The organism is Thermaerobacter nagasakiensis (genome assembly GCF_055396825.1).
The window spans coordinates 2,041,934-2,057,719 of record NZ_AP043740.1 but is presented as its reverse complement, the minus strand read 5'-3'; the positions used below and the strand labels follow the sequence as shown (position 1 = coordinate 2,057,719).

Annotated in this window: 13 protein-coding genes and 1 pseudogene; all 14 read left to right on the top strand. The window is 73.5% G+C overall.

Annotated features, from left to right (window positions below; translation table 11 throughout):
• The first annotated feature begins 5 nt into the window (after positions 1 to 5).
• The 14 genes and pseudogenes from ACZ5T9_RS08760 (at position 6) to ACZ5T9_RS08695 (ending at position 15,782) form a co-directional block, all read left to right on the top strand.
• Positions 6 to 284 carry a YlmC/YmxH family sporulation protein gene (locus ACZ5T9_RS08760; protein WP_040827807.1) on the top strand — a complete coding sequence of 93 codons (279 nt, stop codon included), beginning with the start codon at positions 6 to 8 and terminating at the stop codon, positions 282 to 284.
• Between the two features lie 66 nt (positions 285 to 350).
• A complete protein-coding gene (locus ACZ5T9_RS08755; RefSeq protein WP_006904922.1) occupies positions 351 to 845 on the top strand; it encodes a DUF1269 domain-containing protein in 495 nt (164 codons plus the stop codon).
• 218 nt (positions 846 to 1,063) lie between these two features.
• A complete protein-coding gene (dapB, locus tag ACZ5T9_RS08750) occupies positions 1,064 to 1,849 on the top strand; it encodes a 4-hydroxy-tetrahydrodipicolinate reductase (protein WP_464832670.1) in 786 nt (261 codons plus the stop codon).
• A 20-nt stretch (positions 1,850 to 1,869) separates the two neighbouring features.
• On the top strand, positions 1,870 to 2,712 hold the full coding sequence (locus ACZ5T9_RS08745) for an NAD(P)-dependent oxidoreductase (RefSeq protein WP_464832669.1): 843 nt from the start codon (positions 1,870 to 1,872) through the stop codon (positions 2,710 to 2,712).
• 125 nt (positions 2,713 to 2,837) lie between these two features.
• Positions 2,838 to 3,422, top strand: a complete 585-nt coding sequence (locus ACZ5T9_RS08740; RefSeq protein WP_006904919.1) for a dipicolinate synthase subunit B — start codon at positions 2,838 to 2,840, stop codon at positions 3,420 to 3,422.
• A 91-nt stretch (positions 3,423 to 3,513) separates the two neighbouring features.
• A complete protein-coding gene (locus tag ACZ5T9_RS08735) occupies positions 3,514 to 4,533 on the top strand; it encodes an aspartate-semialdehyde dehydrogenase (protein WP_006904918.1) in 1,020 nt (339 codons plus the stop codon).
• Positions 4,534 to 4,629: 96 nt separating this feature from the next.
• The gene (dapG, locus tag ACZ5T9_RS08730; RefSeq protein ID WP_464832668.1) at positions 4,630 to 5,967 is read left to right on the top strand and encodes an aspartate kinase; all 1,338 of its coding nucleotides are present in this window, start codon (positions 4,630 to 4,632) and stop codon (positions 5,965 to 5,967) included.
• Positions 5,968 to 6,007: 40 nt separating this feature from the next.
• Positions 6,008 to 6,898: a 4-hydroxy-tetrahydrodipicolinate synthase gene (gene dapA / locus ACZ5T9_RS08725; protein WP_006904916.1), complete on the top strand. Its 891-nt coding sequence runs from the start codon at positions 6,008 to 6,010 to the stop codon at positions 6,896 to 6,898.
• 315 nt (positions 6,899 to 7,213) lie between these two features.
• On the top strand, positions 7,214 to 8,854 hold the full coding sequence (locus ACZ5T9_RS08720) for a ribonuclease J (protein ID WP_464832666.1): 1,641 nt from the start codon (positions 7,214 to 7,216) through the stop codon (positions 8,852 to 8,854).
• A 359-nt stretch (positions 8,855 to 9,213) separates the two neighbouring features.
• A pseudogene (locus ACZ5T9_RS08715) lies at positions 9,214 to 9,861 on the top strand (ClpP family protease); the annotation flags it as partial.
• Positions 9,862 to 10,377: 516 nt separating this feature from the next.
• Positions 10,378 to 10,599: a YlzJ-like family protein gene (locus tag ACZ5T9_RS08710; RefSeq protein ID WP_006904913.1), complete on the top strand. Its 222-nt coding sequence runs from the start codon at positions 10,378 to 10,380 to the stop codon at positions 10,597 to 10,599.
• Positions 10,600 to 10,655: 56 nt separating this feature from the next.
• Complete coding sequence (locus ACZ5T9_RS08705) at positions 10,656 to 11,507, top strand: undecaprenyl-diphosphate phosphatase (RefSeq protein WP_006904912.1); 852 nt, start codon at positions 10,656 to 10,658, stop codon at positions 11,505 to 11,507.
• 99 nt (positions 11,508 to 11,606) lie between these two features.
• Positions 11,607 to 14,342 carry a DNA translocase FtsK gene (locus ACZ5T9_RS08700; RefSeq protein WP_464832665.1) on the top strand — a complete coding sequence of 912 codons (2,736 nt, stop codon included), beginning with the start codon at positions 11,607 to 11,609 and terminating at the stop codon, positions 14,340 to 14,342.
• Between the two features lie 207 nt (positions 14,343 to 14,549).
• Entirely contained in the window at positions 14,550 to 15,782 is a 1,233-nt protein-coding gene (locus tag ACZ5T9_RS08695) for a glycosyl hydrolase family 18 protein (RefSeq protein ID WP_464832664.1), read from the top strand.
• The last annotated feature ends 4 nt before the right edge of the window (positions 15,783 to 15,786 follow it).

Below are 15,786 nucleotides of genomic sequence, written 5' to 3'. Positions count from 1 at the left end.
GCGCCGTGCGCTGGACGCAGCTGGCGGGCAAGGAGATCATCGACATCACCCACGCCCGGCGCCTGGGGCGGGTGGCCGACGCCGACCTGGTGTTCGACCCGGCCACGGGCCAGGTGGTGGAGCTGCGCCTGGCCGGGCCACCCCGCCCCTTCTGGCGCGGCGGGCGGCGGGTCCTGGTGATCCCGTGGCCGGCCATCCGCCGCATCGGCGAAGATCTGGTTCTGGTGGAATTGCCAGCCGCAGCAGACCCTGAGACCGGCGTGCGCGAGGGCGGTGCGCATTAGCCCGGGAATCGGGGTGCAGGCTACCACCGGGTGCCCTGCACCGGGCACCGGAAGGGGGTAGCACGGTTGGCCAAGACGGTCATTGGTTCCTTTGACAAGCGGCAGCAGGCGGAAGCGGCGGTGGAGGCCCTCAAGGCGCGGGGCGTGAAGGAGCAGGAGATCTCCCTGGTCTCCCGGCGGGAGGGCGGCCGGGATGCCGGCAATGGCGATCCGTCCTTCACCAACCAGTCGCTGAGCGAGGGCACGGCGTGGGGCGCCGGTCTGGGCGCGGGCGCCGGCCTCCTGGCTTCGGCCGGCGCGCTGGCCATCCCCGGCATCGGTCCCCTGGTGGCGGCCGGGCCTCTGGCGGCCACCCTCTCGGGCGCGGCGGCCGGCGGCCTGGCGGGTGGCCTGGTGGACTGGGGCATTCCCGAGGCCGAGGCCCGGGAGTTCGAGAACAAGGTGAAGCAGGGCAAGACCCTGTGTGCCGTGCGCTGCGAGGACGCCCAGGTCAACGACGTGGCCCAGGTGCTCCGCCAGCACGGCGCCGCCGACGTCAAGACCCATCCTGCTGCCCGCTGACCCGCGAGCAGGCGCACGGAGCCCGGCCGTGGCCCAAGGCCGGCCCTGCCGCACCCTTGAACAGCCCGCGGCGTTCCGGGGTTTCCCGCCCCGGAACGCCGCGTTGCGTATAATGGAGGAGATTGGGACGGAGCCGCCGGCGCGCCCTGGGGTGATGCCGCGCCTTGCCCTGGACGGCCGGATCCCCTGGCGCCGCGGCTGCGGAGGGATGGGTATTGGTGCGCGTGATCGTGTGCGGCGCCACCGGGCAGACGGGCAGCGCCATCACCCGCGGGCTCCTGGCTGAACCCGACGTCCAGCTGGTCGGGGCCGTGGCCTCCCACGGCGCCCCGGACGTGGGCGTCGAGGTGGGCGCCGGCCCGGCTGGCGTCCCCCTGGACACCGACCTGGCCGCCGTGCTGGCCCGCACGGAGGCCGACGTCCTGGTGGACTTCACCGTGGCGCCGGTGGCGGAGCGGCACCTGCGCCTGGCGGTGGAACACGGCGTGGCCCCGGTGGTGGGCACCACCGGCCTGTCCGCCGAGGTGCTGTCGGCCCTGGAGGAAGCCTGCCGCCAGCGGGGACTGGGCGCGGCCGTCATCGCCAACTTCTCCCTCGGGGCCATGCTGCTGGCCCAGCTGGCCGCCCTGGCGGCGGAGCTGCTGCCGGACCTGGAGATCATCGAACTGCATCACGACCGCAAGCGGGACCGGCCTTCGGGGACGGCCCTGCGCCTGCGGCAGCGCCTGGAGGCGGTGACGGGCCGGCCGGCACCCGTCCACAGCGTGCGCCTGCCCGGCCTGGTGGCGCATCACCGGGTGATCCTGGGGGGGCGCGGCGAGGTGCTGACCATCGCCCACGACAGCCTGAGCCGCGACTCCTTCGTGCCCGGCGTCCTGGTGGCCGTCCGGCACGTGCGCCAGCTGGCGGGCCGGGTGGTCTACGACCTGGAGGAACTGGTGGCCTTGCCGGCGCGCCGGGGCGGCGAGCCGGGCCGTGGTGCGGTCCGGCGGCGGCGGGGGTGACGGGGGTGGAGGCAGCGGCGATGCCAGTGGCCGCGGTGATCACCACCGACGAGCGGCAGGTGGCCTGTGCCCGGGAACTGGCCGCCCGGGGATGGGCGGTGCGCTGGTGGGGACAGCCCGTGGAGGGCCTGCCCGGCGGGGCCGGCGCGGAGGCGCTGGCCGGGGCGGCGGTGGTGGTCGGGCCCGTGACGGGCGGTCCTACCGTGGGCCTGATGAACACGGTGGGCGCCGCCTGGCTCGAGCCGGCGCGCTGGCCGCTGGCGCCCGGTGTCCTCTACGTGGGCGGGCGGCCCGGGCCCGCCGCCGAGGCGGCGGTGGCTGCCGCGGGCGGCCGCGTGTACGATATCCTGACCGATGCCGCCTTTGCCGAGGCCAACGCCTGGCCGACGGCCGAGGGGGCCGTCCTGCGCGCCCAGCAGCTGGACCGGCAGGTGGTGGGCGGCCGGACCGCGGTGGTGGTGGGCTACGGGCGCTGCGGGCGGGCCCTGGCCCGGCTGCTGCACGGCTTCGGCTGCCGGGTGACGGTGGTGGCCCGGCGGGAAGAGTCGCGGGCCCGGGCAGCGGCCGGCGGGGCGGCGGCGGTGGCGTTTGACGAGCTGGCCGCTACCATCCGGGATGCCGAGCTGGTCTTCAACACCGTCCCCGCCCCGGTGCTGGACGCGGCCGCCCTGGAAGCCCTCCCGCCCGGCGCCCTGGTGATCGACATCGCCTCCCATCCCGGCGGCGTGGACTGGGAAGCGGCTCGCCACCGGCAGATCCGTGCCTACCTGGAGCTGGGCCTGCCGGCCCGGTTCTTCCCCGTGACGGCCGGCCGCATCCTGGCGGAACGGGTCATGGCGGTGGCGTCAGGTCAGCAAACCTGACGCGAACGAGCCCAATTCCACCCGGCCGGGGTGACCTCCTTGCCCGGGACGCCATAGGGTGCCCATGAGGGGCCCGGACACGGGTCCCAAGCGGAAGAGGCCCGCGGGCGGGGAGGGATCGGGCAGTGCTCGAGGGACGGCGCGTGGGTTTCGCGCTGTGCGCTTCCCATCACAATCTGGACACGGTCCTGGGGTGGGTGGAGCGGTTCGTGGCCGAGGGGGCCGATGTGTACCCAATCGTGTCCCACTCGGTGGCCACGGTAGCCACCCGCCACGGGACGCCGGAGCGGTGGCTGGCCAGGCTGGAAGCCGTCACGGGCCGCTCGCCCTGGCGGGCCATTCCCGAGGTCGAACCCATCGGGCCGGGGCGCCTGCTGGACGTGCTGGTGATCGCACCCTGCACGGGCACCACCCTGGCCAAGCTGGCCAACGGCTTCAGCGACTCGGCGGTGCTGATGGCGGCCAAGGCCCAGTTGCGCAACCAGCGGCCCGTGGTCCTGGCCATCTCGACCAACGACGGCCTGGGGCTCAACGCCCGGAACCTGGCCACGCTACTCAACACCAGGAACGTCTACTTCGTTCCCTTTGGCCAGGATAATCCCGGCGAGAAACCGAACTCTCTGACGGCACGCTTCGACCTGTTGCCCCAGACGGTGGCCGCGGCGCTGGAGGGGCGCCAGCTCCAGCCCTTGCTGGTGACGCCTTGGTAGGCGCCGGCGGAAGGTGCCGCGGGGCGAAACCCGGGGACCCGGCGCACCGGCGGGGCGTGGGGGACCATGACGGAGGAGGGTGGAGCAGGATATGGGCTTTCGGGTTGCTGTGGTGGGGGCCACGGGGCTGGTCGGCCAGCAGGTGCTGCGGGTACTGGAGGAGCGCCGCTTCCCGGTGGAGGAGCTGCGGCCCCTGGCCACCTCCCGCTCGGCCGGGCGCACGGTGGAGTTCGGCGGCACCACCTGGGAGGTGGGCGAGGCCACGGCCGGCGCGCTGGCCGGTGTCGATTTCGCCTTCTTTGCGGCCAGCGGCGACGTCAGCAAGGAGCTGGCACCCGTGGCGGCCCGGGCGGGCGCCGTGGTGATCGACAAGTCCAACACCTTCCGCATGGATCCGGAGGTTCCCCTGGTGGTGCCTGAGGTCAACGGTCACGCCCTGGCCCGCCACCGCAACCTGATCGCCAGCCCCAACTGCTCCACCATCCAGCTGGTGGTGGCGCTCAAGCCCATCCTCGACCGCTTTGGCCTGGAACAGGTGGTGGTGTCGACCTACCAGGCCGTCTCGGGCACGGGCGCCGCCGCCCTGGACGAGCTGGAGGCGGAGGTCCGGGCCGGCGTGGAGGGCCGCGTCCACGGGCCCCAGGTCTATCCCCAGCCCATCGCCTTCAACGTCCTGCCCCATTGCGACCGTTTCGAGGCGGAAGGCTACACCCTGGAGGAATGGAAGCTGGTGCGCGAGACCCGCAAGATCCTGGAGCAGCCCGGCCTGGCGGTGACGGCCACCGCCGTGCGGGTGCCGGTGCGGGTGGGGCACAGCGAGGCCGTATGGCTGAGAACCCGGGAGGAGGCCACCGTGGACGACCTGCGGTCGGCTCTCCAGGCGGCGCCCGGGGTGGTGGTGGTGGACGATCCCGGCGCCGGCGCCTATCCCACGCCCCTGCAGGTGGCAGGCCGCGACGAGGTGTACGTCGGCCGGCTGCGCCACGATCCCGCCGTGCCCCGCGCCTTCTGGCTCTGGATCGTGGCCGACAACCTGCGCAAAGGCGCCGCCACCAATGCCGTGCAGATCGCCGAGGCCCTGGTCGCCGCCGGGGCCCCCTCGAGGCACTAGGGGCCGGTGGGGTAAGGAGCCGGCACCGCCCCCAGGGCGCGGCGGCCGGCACCCTGCCACGGTTCACCATTCCACGGTCAAAGGAACGGGACCACCGTGCGCACCATCGTCCAGAAATTCGGCGGCACGTCCCTACGCGGCCCGCAGGAACGGGCGGCGGCCGCGCGCCATGTGGTCGCCGCCGTCCAGGACGGCCTCAAGCCGGTGGTGGTGGTGTCCGCCATGGGCCGGCGGGGCGATCCCTACGCCACCGACACCCTGCTGGAGCTGGCCCGCGGCGTGCACCCGCGGCTGGCCGAGCGGGAACAGGACCTGCTGATGGTTTGCGGCGAGATCATTTCGGCCGTGGTCTTCGTCCAGGAACTGCGGGCCCGGGGCATCCAGTCCGTAGCCCTGACGGGCGGCCAGGCGGGCATCGTCACCGACGGCCAGTTCGGCGATGCCCGCATCCTGCGGGTTGACCCAGCCCCCCTGCGCCGCCTGCTGGAGCGCGGCCTGGTCCCGGTGGTCGCCGGGTTTCAGGGCATGACCGAGGACGGTCGCGAGTTCACCACCCTGGGCCGGGGCGGCAGCGACACCACCGCCGCGGCCCTGGGCGTGGCCCTGCGGGCCGAGGTGGTGGAGATCTACACCGACGTGGACGGCATCAAGACGGCCGATCCGCGCCTGGTGCCCGAGGCCCGCACCCTGAGCACGGCGACCTACGACGAGATCGTGCAGATGGCCCACGAAGGGGCACGGGTGGTGCATCCCCGGGCGGTGGAGCTGGCCATGCGGGGCAACGTGCCCCTGCGCATCCGCAGCACCTTCAGCGACGACCCGGGCACGCTGATCACCCGGCACTGGGAGGTCGACCAGGTCTGGCCCGACCTGCGCCAGTCCCGGGCGGTGACGGGCATCACCCACATCCCCGGGCTGACCCAGATCACCCTCCACGCTGACGCCGAGGACGACCAGGCGCTCAACGTGCGGCTCTTCCGCAGCCTGGCGGACCGGGGGATCAGCGTCGACATGATCAACGTGTCGCCCCGGCGCAAGTCCTTCGTGGTGCGGGACGAACGGGCCGGGGAGGCCCGCGCCGCCTTGGAGGAACTGGGGCTGGAACCCGAGCTGCGCCCGGGGTGCGCCAAGGTGACGGTGGTGGGCGCCGGGATGCACGGGGTCCCCGGGGTCATGGCCCGGGTGGTGGAAGCCCTCAAGGCCGCCGGGGTGTCCATCCTGCTGACCGTCGACTCCCACATGACCATCTCCTGCCTGGTGGACGGCGATGACGTGGGCCGGGCCGTGCGCGCCCTGCACGAGCACTTCGGCCTGGGATCGGTCGAGCCGCTTTTGGACGGGCCCGAACGGGCGCCGCGGGAACAGGCGCCGACGGCGGCCCGGGGCGAGCGGGACCGGGCCCCCGGCGCCGCGGGGGGCGAAGGCGGAGCGTAGGTCGTTCCAGATGGTCATTCAGGGAAGGGAGGGACCGCGGGTGGCCGATTACGGCTCGGTGATCACCGCCATGGTCACGCCCTTCGACAGCGAGGGGCGGCTCGACGTCGCCCGGGCGGGCGCCCTGGCCCGCCGCCTGGTGGACGCCGGCTCGGACGGCATCGTGGTGGCGGGCACCACCGGCGAATCGCCCACGTTGACCGAAGACGAGCGGGCGGCCTTGCTGGCGGCGGTGCTGGATGCCGTGGGCGACCGGGTCTTCGTCTGGATGGGGACCGGCACCAACGACACCGCCACCAGCATCCGCTTGACACGGGCGGCGGAGCATCAGGGCGCCCACGGGGTCATGCTGGTGGCGCCGTATTACAACAAGCCGCCCCAGGCAGGCATGCTGGCCCACTTCCGGGCGGTGGCCGAGGCGACGTCCCTGCCGGTGATGATCTACAACGTGCCGGGGCGCACCGCTTCCAACCTGGAGCCGGCGACCCTGGCCCGGCTGGTGGAACAGGCGCCCAACGTGGTGGCGGTGAAGGAGGCCAGCGGCAACCTGGACCAGGTGGGTGAGGTACGCCGCCTGCTGCCGCGCCCCTTCCGGGTGTATTCGGGCGACGACAGCCTGCTGCTGCCCATCCTGGCGGTGGGCGGGGATGGGGTGGTCAGCGTGGCCTCCCACCTGGTCGCGCGGGAGCTGAGGCAGCTGGTCGATGCTTTCCGGGCCGGCCGGGTCGACCAGGCCGCCGCCATCCACCTGCGGCTGCTGCCCCTGTTCAAGGGCCTGTTCTGGACGGCCAACCCGATCCCGGTGAAGACGGCCCTTCGCTGGATGGGCTTCGATGCCGGAGGGTTCCGGCCGCCGCTGGTGGAGATGCCGGAAGAGTTGGCGGGTCGCCTGCGCCGGCTGCTGGTGGAGCTGGAGCTCTTGCCTGCCTGAACGGTCGAACCGGCGCCGCCGCCGCGGCACCGCCCGGGCGGTGGCCCGGTCCGGACCCGGGCGGACCCCGCGCCGCCGGCCGCCGGACGAGCGCGGCGCCCGCCCCGGTACCCTGGCGCCCCTTGCCGGGGCCGGGTATAATAGCGGCAGCGGATTCGGGTTCGGGATGCCACCGCGCCGTGGCGCGGGGCATTTCTTGCTGAATCGCGAAGTATCCCCGCTGCCCGTCCTGCGGGCCGCCGCGCAGGGCGGGGCGGGGCCTGGCGCAGGAGGTGGACGAGCATCGCGGCACAAGGTAAGGGATCCGCGGTCACGATGGTGCCGCTGGGCGGGCTGGGCGAGATCGGCAAGAACATGATGGTGCTCGAGACCGAGCAGGACCTGATCGTCATCGACGCGGGTCTGGCCTTCCCCGGCGACGACATGCCCGGCGTCGACGTCGTGATCCCGGACTACACCTATCTCATTGAACGCCGGCAGAAGCTTCGCGGTATCTTCCTCACCCACGGGCACGAGGACCACATCGGCGGGATCCCGTACCTGCTGAAGGAGATCCAGGCGCCCATCTACGCCACGCGCCTCACCCTGGGCCTGGTGGAGCGCAAGCTGGAGGAGGACAAGCGGGCCCTGCCCCCCCGGTCGCGGGCCATCCGGCCGGGCGAGAGGGTCAAGGCCGGCGCCTTCACCGTCGAGCCCTTCCTGGTGAACCATAGTATCCCCGACTCCGTGGGCTTTGCCATCCGCACGCCGGTGGGCCTTTTCATCCATACGGGGGACTTCAAGTTCGACCAGACGCCCATCGACGGGCGGGTAGCCGATTACCAGCGGCTGGCGGCCTACGGGGCCGAAGGCGTTCACGTGCTCATGATGGACAGCACCAACGCCGAGCGCCCCGGGGTCACGGGTTCGGAGCGGCAGGTGGGCGAAGCCCTGGCGAACGTCTTCCGGCAGGCGCGGGGGCGCATCCTCATCGCCAGCTTCGCCAGCCACCTGCACCGCTTGCAGCAGGTCTTCGACCTGGCGGCCCAGTTCAAGCGGCGCCTGGCCGTGATCGGGCGCAGCATGGAGAACGCCGTGGAGGTGGCGATGAAGCTGGGGTACCTGCGGGACACCGGCGGCGTCCTGACCCCGTCGGAGAAGATCGGCGAGCTGGCGCCCGAGCGGGTGGTGGTGCTGATGACGGGCAGCCAGGGCGAGCCCCTGTCCGCCCTGGCGCGCGCCGCCACCGGCGAGTTGCGCAAGCTCGAGCTGATCCCGGGCGACACGGTGGTCATCGCGGCCAACCCCATCCCCGGCAACGAGAAACTGGTGCAGCGCACCGTCGACCACCTGTTCCGGCGCGGCTGCCAGGTGGTATACGGTCCCCACGCCGGGGTGCACGTGTCCGGTCACGGGTCCCGGGAGGAGCTGCGGCTGATGCTCAACCTGACCCGGCCGCGGTTCTTCATCCCCGTCCACGGCGAGTACCGGCACCTGCTGCACAACGCGGAGCTGGCGCGCTCGGTGGGGATCCCGGACAACCACATCCTGATCGGCGAGAACGGCAGCGTCTTCGAGGTCACGGCCAGCACCGCCCGGGTGCGGGGCAAGGTGGCGGCGGGCGCCGTCATGGTCGACGGCCTGGGCGTGGGCGACGTGGGCAACGTGGTGCTGCGCGACCGGCGCCAGCTGGCCCAGGACGGCGTGCTGATCGTGGCCATGGTGCTCAGCCGGGAACAGCGCAAGGTGGTGTCGGGTCCGGACCTCATCACCCGCGGCTTCGTCTACATGCGCGAATCGGAAGACCTCTTGTCGGAGGCGCGGGAGCGGGCCGTCAAGGCCCTCAACGGCATCGACGAGCAGGACATCACCGAATGGTCCACCATCAAGGCCGCGGTGCGCGACGCCCTGGGGAAGTTCCTTTATGAGCGCACGGGCCGGCGGCCGGTGATCCTGCCCATCGTGCTGGAGGTGTAAGGGCCGTCCCGCCGCGGGCGGCACCAGCGGCAGCCGGCCCCAGCGGCAGCCGGCGGCGTGCGACGTTGCCGGGTCTTCCGCCGGGCCGGGCGGCCGGAAGGAACTCGACGGGTGAGACAAGGGTCCCACAGGCGGCGGGGTCGACCCGCCGCCTGTGCCTTTGCCGGGGGCTTGTGGACCAGCGCGGCGGCCATACTACACGCCGAGGAGGGATACCCTTGCCTGGACCGGAGCAGCGCTTCCGGGCGACCCAGCCGGGGCCGCCCACCACGGTGCCGTACACCCCCGTGCCGGGGCCCGCCCCTACCCCCGGCCGGGGCCCGGGAGGCGACGGAGGGACCGGCCCCGCCCAGCCGCCCATGGACGAGGCGGCGGCCAACATCAAGGAAATGGGCACGGACCGGGTACCCCAGTCGCCGCCGGACATCCACGTGCTGACCATCGTCGGGCAGGTGGAGGGGCACCTGCAGCTGCCCGCCCAGAACAAGACCACCAAGTATGAGCACATCATCCCCCAGCTGGTGGCCGTGGAGCAGAATCCCGCCATCAAGGGGCTGCTGGTGATCCTCAACACCGTGGGCGGCGACGTGGAGGCGGGGCTCGCCCTGGCGGAGCTGATCCGGTCGCTGTCCAAGCCCAAGGTCTCCATCGTGCTGGGCGGCGGCCACTCCATCGGCGTGCCCATCGCCGTGGCGGCGGACGTCAGCTTCATCGCGCCGACGGCCACCATGACCATCCACCCCATCCGGCTGACGGGCCTGGTCATCGGCGTCCCCCAGAGCTACGAGTACCTGGACAAGATGCAGGAGCGCATCATCCGCTTCGTGGTGGAGAACTCCCGCATCAGCCGCGACCGTTTCCGCGAGCTCATGTTCCGTACGGGCGAGCTGGCCCGGGACATCGGGACGGTGCTGGTGGGCGAGGACGCCGTCCGGGAGGGCCTCATCGACGAGGTGGGGGGCCTGGCCCAGGCCGTTCAGCGGCTCAACCAGCTGATCGCGCAGAGGAGCGCCGGCCGCGCCGGCGAGCCGGCAGCGGCGGGTGGAGTCCCGGCGGCGGGGGCCGGCGGTACGGCCGACGGGATCGGGCCGGGCGGTCCGGGCCCCGCGGGGCCGGGCGCCTGGCCGGCTCCGCCGGCACCGGCCCCGGCGCCCGCCTGGGGTGGGGGAGCCCCGGCGGCGTGGGGCACGGGAACCCAGCCGGCGGGGAGCCCGGGGTGGAGCCCGCCCGGTGTGCCAAGCGGGCGGCCCCAGGGTACGCCCTGGGGCCCGGCGGCCCCAGCGGCCGGGCGCCGGCACGGGCGGTAGCGTCCTCCGCCAGGCGGGGGGAGCGGCCGGCAAAGCCCGGGCGGGCCGCTGCCGAGCCCGGAGGGCGGCCGCCGCCGTGGCGGAAGCATACGGGCCCGCGCCACCGCTCGGGTCGGACGCGGGCCCGGGCCCCGGCAACAACGCCCTCACGGGTTAGGCTGAATCCCCCGGCCACCGTTCATTCCGGCGGCGGTGCGCCCGAAAGGAGGATGGCCGTTGCTGCTCTACACCGTCGTTCCCCTCCACCAGGTGCTGGAGGGCTGGGATGCTCCCCGGCCGGAGCCGGTGGAGCTCCAGATCAACGGCCGCACGGTGCTGGTCGAACCCGACTCGCCCTACGGCGGCCGGATCGTCCGGCTCCTGTCCTGCGACCCCAACGACTTCCTGGATCCCGCGTACCAGCCCGGACGCCGCGTCTTGTGGTGGGGGCCCCGCTGACGGCGGGGCCCCTGGCTTTTAAAATGGGGGAAGCGCCACCGCGGGGAGGAGTGGACGTGGAGCTTTCCCTCTGGAACGCCGTCCTGCTGGGCGTGGTACAGGGTTTGACCGAGTTCTTGCCGGTCTCCAGCAGTGGCCACCTGGCGGTGGCCGAAGATCTCCTGGGGCTGCAGCTGCCGGGGCTGGCCTTCGAAGTGATGGTGCATCTCGGCACCCTGGCGGCGGTCCTGGTGGTGTACGGGGCGGACCTGCGGGCTGCCCTGGCCGGGTTTGTGCGCACCGGCGGGGGGTTGGCCGGGGGCCGCCGGCCAGGGAGCCTGCAGTGGTGGGAGGGGCTGGATCCCGGCACCCGGCTCGGCTGGCTCGTCATCGCCGGGACGATCCCGGCGGCCGTCGCCGGCCTGGCCTTCGAAGGCTTGATTGAAGCGGCTTTCGAGTCCCCCGTGGTGGTGGCCGCCTTCTGGATCTTCACCGGCGCGCTGCTCTGGTGGGCCGGGCGCAGGCCACCGGGCGGTCGGCCCCTCGCCCGGGCGACCCTGGCCGACGCGGTGGTGGTCGGCCTGTTCCAGGCGCTGGCGCTGTTTCCCGGCGTCTCGCGCTCCGGCAGCACGCTGGTGGGCGGCCTGCTGCGGGGGCTGGAGCGGGAGGAGGCGGCCCGCCTGTCCTTTCTGCTCTCGGTGCCGGCCATCCTGGGCGCGGCGGTCCTGCAGCTGCCCGACCTGGCGGCCGCCGGCGGCGGCACCGGCTGGGCGCCCCTGCTGGCCGGGGCGGTGGCGGCCGGCGTCACCGGCTACATGGCCATCCGCTGGCTCCTGCGCTGGCTCATCGCCGGCCGGTTGCCATGGTTTGCATATTACCTGTGGACCGTCGCCATTCTTCTCTTGTTCTACAGCGGCTGGCGGGGCTGAGCCGGCGGCGGGGTGGGCTCCGGACGAGGCCGGCGCCCCGAGCGGGCGTAGGAAAAACCCGGCTGCGGCCGAAATGCCTGTCCAGGAGGGGGGAGGCGGATGGCACGGCGCAGGGCGCGGCGCAAGGCGGCATCCGGCGAAGCCGGTCCCCTGCGGGCGGAAGTCGGGGGCATCGTGCTCCTGGTGGCGGCGGCCGCCACGGCCCTGGCCCTAGGGGGCGGCCCGGCGGCCGGCGGCGTGGTGGGAAGCCAGCTGGCGGCAGGCCTGCGCTGGTTCCTGGGCCGGGCGGCCTGGGTCCTGCCGCCCCTGATGGCCTGGCGGGCCCTGGCGGCCCTGCTGGCCGCGCCGGCGCTGCGGGCCCGCTCCCGGCAAGCGGGCCTGCTGCTGGCCGTGGTGCTGGTGGCGGTCGCCGTGGCCGAACCCTGCGCGGACCTCTGGTCCAGCCGCTGCTACCGCTCCGGCGGCGGCCTGGTGGGTACCGCCGCCGGCTGGCTCCTGGCCCGGGCCTTCGGCGCCACCGGCGCCCTGGTGGCGTGGGCGGCCCTGGCGGTGCTGGCCTTCCGGCTGATCAGCGGCGTGCCCCTGGCCACCTGGGCCGCCCTGGCCGGCCGGGGCCTGGCGGCGGTGGCCCTGCAGGTGCGGGAATGGGCGGCGGGCGCCTTCTTCAGCCCCGACGGGGATGAACCCGGGCAGGCGGCGGCCGTGGCGCCCGGGACGGCCGCCGGGCGGATGGCGGCGGCCGCCCGGGACCCCGAGACGGGCACCGCCGGCCTGCGCCCGGTGGACGACCTGGCCGGGGCGGCGGCTTCCGCCCCGGGGGCGGGCCGGTCGCGCTCCGCAGCGGCCGCAAACGGCCCTGCTGCCGCCCCGCCCGGCGACGGCATCCGGGGCGGGCGGGCTCCCTGGTGGCACCTGCGGCGCTGGTGGGCCGGGGGGCGCGCCAGGCCATCACAAGGCGATGGGCGGGTCGCCTCCTTGCCTCCGGCCACCGGGCCGCAGGGCGCCGTCGCCGAGGAGCCCGCCGTGCTGCTGCCGGGACTGGAACGGCTTGTCGAGCGGGCTTTCCAGGACGGAGCCGGCGTGCTGGAGGAGGCCTCCGGCGCCGGCACCGTGCCGGAGGGTGCCGGCGGGGCGGGAGCCGGGCACGACGGCGGCGCTTCCGGCCCGTCGCCCCGTTGGGGACCCGGCGAAGGGCGGCTTGCGCAGGCCGGCGGCCGGGACGAGGCGGGCGAAACCGGCCCCGGCGGCGGCTCCGGCGGGGGAGGCGGCCCGCACCGGCCGGGTGCGGGCAAGGCACCGGCGGGCGGGGAGACCGGTTCCTCCGCTGCACCGGACCCGGCGGGTGGTCCCTCGACCGCACCGGATCCGGCGGTGCCCCAGTCCTTCCGCCTGCCGCCCCTGGAGCTGTTGAGCCGGGGCCGGCAGGGGGCCACCGCCCGCAGGCAGCGGGAAATCCTGGAGAAGGCGGCCACCTTGCAGGAGACCCTGGCCAGTTTCGGCGTGCAGGCACGGATCGTCGACGTGGCCGTGGGGCCGGCGGTCACCCGCTTCGAGGTGGAACCGGCCCGGGGCGTCAAGGTCAGCAAGATCCAGGCCCTGGCCAGCGACATCGCCCTGAGCCTGGCGGCGCCGGACGTGCGGATCGAGGCGCCCATTCCGGGCAAGGCGGCGGTGGGGATCGAGGTGCCTAACCGGGAGATCGTGGCGGTCCAGCTGCGCGACGTGCTGGAGACCCCCGAGTTCGCCCGGTCGCGGTCAAAGCTCACCGTAGCCCTGGGCCAGGACATCGCGGGGCAACCCGTGGTGACCTCGCTGGACAGGCTGGTGCACGTCCTCATCGCCGGTGCCACGGGCTCGGGCAAGAGCGTGTGCATCAACGCCCTGATCGCCAGCCTGCTCTTCAAGGCGCGGCCGGACGAGGTCAAGCTGCTCCTGATCGACCCCAAGGTGGTCGAGCTGAGCGGGTACAACGGGATCCCCCACCTGATCGCGCCGGTGATCACCGACGCGCGCAAGGCGGCGGGAGCCCTGCAGTGGGCCGTGCGGGAGATGGAGCGCCGGTACGAGCTCTTTGCCCGCACGGGCGTCAGGGACGTGACCCGCTACAACCTGCGCGCAGCCCAGGAAGGGGAAGAGCCGCTGCCCCTGATGGTGGTGGTGATCGACGAGCTGGCGGACCTGATGATGGTGGCCCCCGTGGAGGTGGAGGACGCCATCCAGCGGCTGGCGCAGATGGCGCGGGCCGCGGGGATCCACCTGGTGGTGGCGACCCAGCGGCCGTCGGTGGACGTCATCACCGGCGTCATCAAGGCCAACATCCCGTCGCGCATCGCCTTTGCCGTCTCGTCCCAGACCGACTCCCGGGTCATCCTGGACCTGGCCGGGGCGGAGAAGCTGGTGGGGCGCGGGGACATGCTCTTCATGCCCGTGGGGGCGACCAAGCCCGTCCGGGTGCAGGGCGCCTACATCTCCGAAAAGGACCTGGAGGCCGTTCTGGCCTTCCTGCGGCGCCAGGCCCAGCCGGCCTACGACCAGGAGGTCCTGCGCGCGGAGGTGCAGGCGGGCGACAACCCGGCAACGGAGGAAGACGACGACCTGTTCGTCCAGGCGGTACGGGTGGTTCTGGAAGCGGGCCAGGCATCGGTCTCCCTGATCCAGCGCCGCCTGCGCGTCGGCTATACCCGGGCCGGGCGCCTCATCGACATGATGGAGGAACGCGGCTACATCGGCCCCCACCAGGGGGCCCGGCCCCGCGACGTGCTGATCACCTGGGAGGAGTTCCGCCGCCGCCACGGCGATGCCGGCCTGCCGCCGGGGATGCCGGCCGGCGGCTAGCCGGCCGGGCCGGTTCGCGGCGCCGGGGAAGGTCTCCTGCGGTGGCGGCCGGCGGGGGTGATGCCGGCCGGGGAGGGATGGCCCGGCGGCATGGGCGCGGCACCCGGCGGCGTTCCCTTCCATTCTTACGAGACAATGCCGGGCGGCACCCGGCTCGGCGGCCCGAGCCTCGCGGCCATACTACGGCCGGAAAGCGAGGTGAGGGTCATGCGGAATCGCGCCTGGGTCTGGGTGCTGGTGACCGTGCTGGTGGGCGCCGGCATCTGGATGGCGGCCGGCGGCGATCGCAACCCGGTGGCCAAGCCGCGGGCCGACCGGAGCAACGACAACCTGCAGGTGCCCGCCAAGCCGGCGCCGCGGGCCAAGGTGCCGGGCCAGCTCTTCATCCTTGGCTTTTACGACGAGACCGAGGAGGCCCGGGGCGAGGACATCCTGGCCACCCTGCGCCGGCACCGCAACCAGATCGAATACCTGTCGCCCTTCTGGTACAGCGTGCGGGCCGACGGCTCCATCGTCGACCGCAGCGACCGGGACCTGCGGGACTTCGCTGCGCGGGAAAACATCAAGCTGATGCCCCTCTTCAACAACCATGAGGGGACCGACGCCTTCCTGCACGACGCCGGTGCCCGGCGCCGGGCCGTGACCAGCATCGTCCGTCTGGTGCGCCAGCATGGCTACGGCGGCGTCCAGATCGACTTCCAACTGCTGGAGCCTCGCAGCCGCCAGGAGCTGACGACCTTCCTGAGGGAACTGCGGCAGGCCCTGCCCGAAGACAAGGCCATCACCGTGTCCGTCATCCCCCATCGCCACCAGGAGGACAGCACGCAGCACAGTAAGGACGCCTACAGCTACAAGGGCCTGGCCCAATACGCCCGCATCGTCCTGATGGCCTACGACCGGCACGGCGAGCTGACCGGTCCCGGGCCCGTCGCACCCCTGGACTGGGTGGGGGAGGTGGTGGCCGCCGCGCGGGAGGACGGCGTCCCGGCCGACAAGATCTGGCTGGGGATTCCCGCCTACGGCTACGACTGGGCGGAGAATCGCGACCGGGCCACGCCCGTTCCCCTGCGGGAGGTGCGGGCCCTGACCCGGCAGCGGGACATCCAGGTGCAGCGCAACGAAGACGGGATCCCCCACTTCACCTACGTGGACGAGCAGGGGGTCCGCCACACCGTCTGGTACGAGGACGAGGTCTCCGTGGCCCGCAAGGTGCGCCTGGCCCGCCGCCACAACCTGTACGGCGTGGCCATCTGGCGCCTGGGCTACGAGGATGAACCCTACTGGCGCATGCTGCTGCGGGAGACCGGCCGCACCGGCATGGACATGACGCCGGACCGGAACCGGCAGCGGGAAAGCGAGAACAAGGATCCCGACGCGGATCCCGGGGAGATCCAGGAGGGGCATCCGGGCAACGATCCGGACGGCAACGGCGGGACCTAGGCCC

Bases quoted from the DNA above. Each gene is read 5' to 3' on its own strand.
- ACZ5T9_RS08735 (WP_006904918.1), top strand. From the start codon at position 3,514: ATGGGCTTTCGGGTTGCTGTGGTGGGGGCCACGGGGCTGGTCGGCCAG.
- ACZ5T9_RS08700 (WP_464832665.1), top strand. From the start codon at position 11,607: ATGGCACGGCGCAGGGCGCGGCGCAAGGCGGCATCCGGCGAAGCCGGT.
- ACZ5T9_RS08695 (WP_464832664.1), top strand. From the start codon at position 14,550: ATGCGGAATCGCGCCTGGGTCTGGGTGCTGGTGACCGTGCTGGTGGGC.
- ACZ5T9_RS08720 (WP_464832666.1), top strand. From the start codon at position 7,214: ATGGTGCCGCTGGGCGGGCTGGGCGAGATCGGCAAGAACATGATGGTG.
- ACZ5T9_RS08745 (WP_464832669.1), top strand. From the start codon at position 1,870: ATGCCAGTGGCCGCGGTGATCACCACCGACGAGCGGCAGGTGGCCTGT.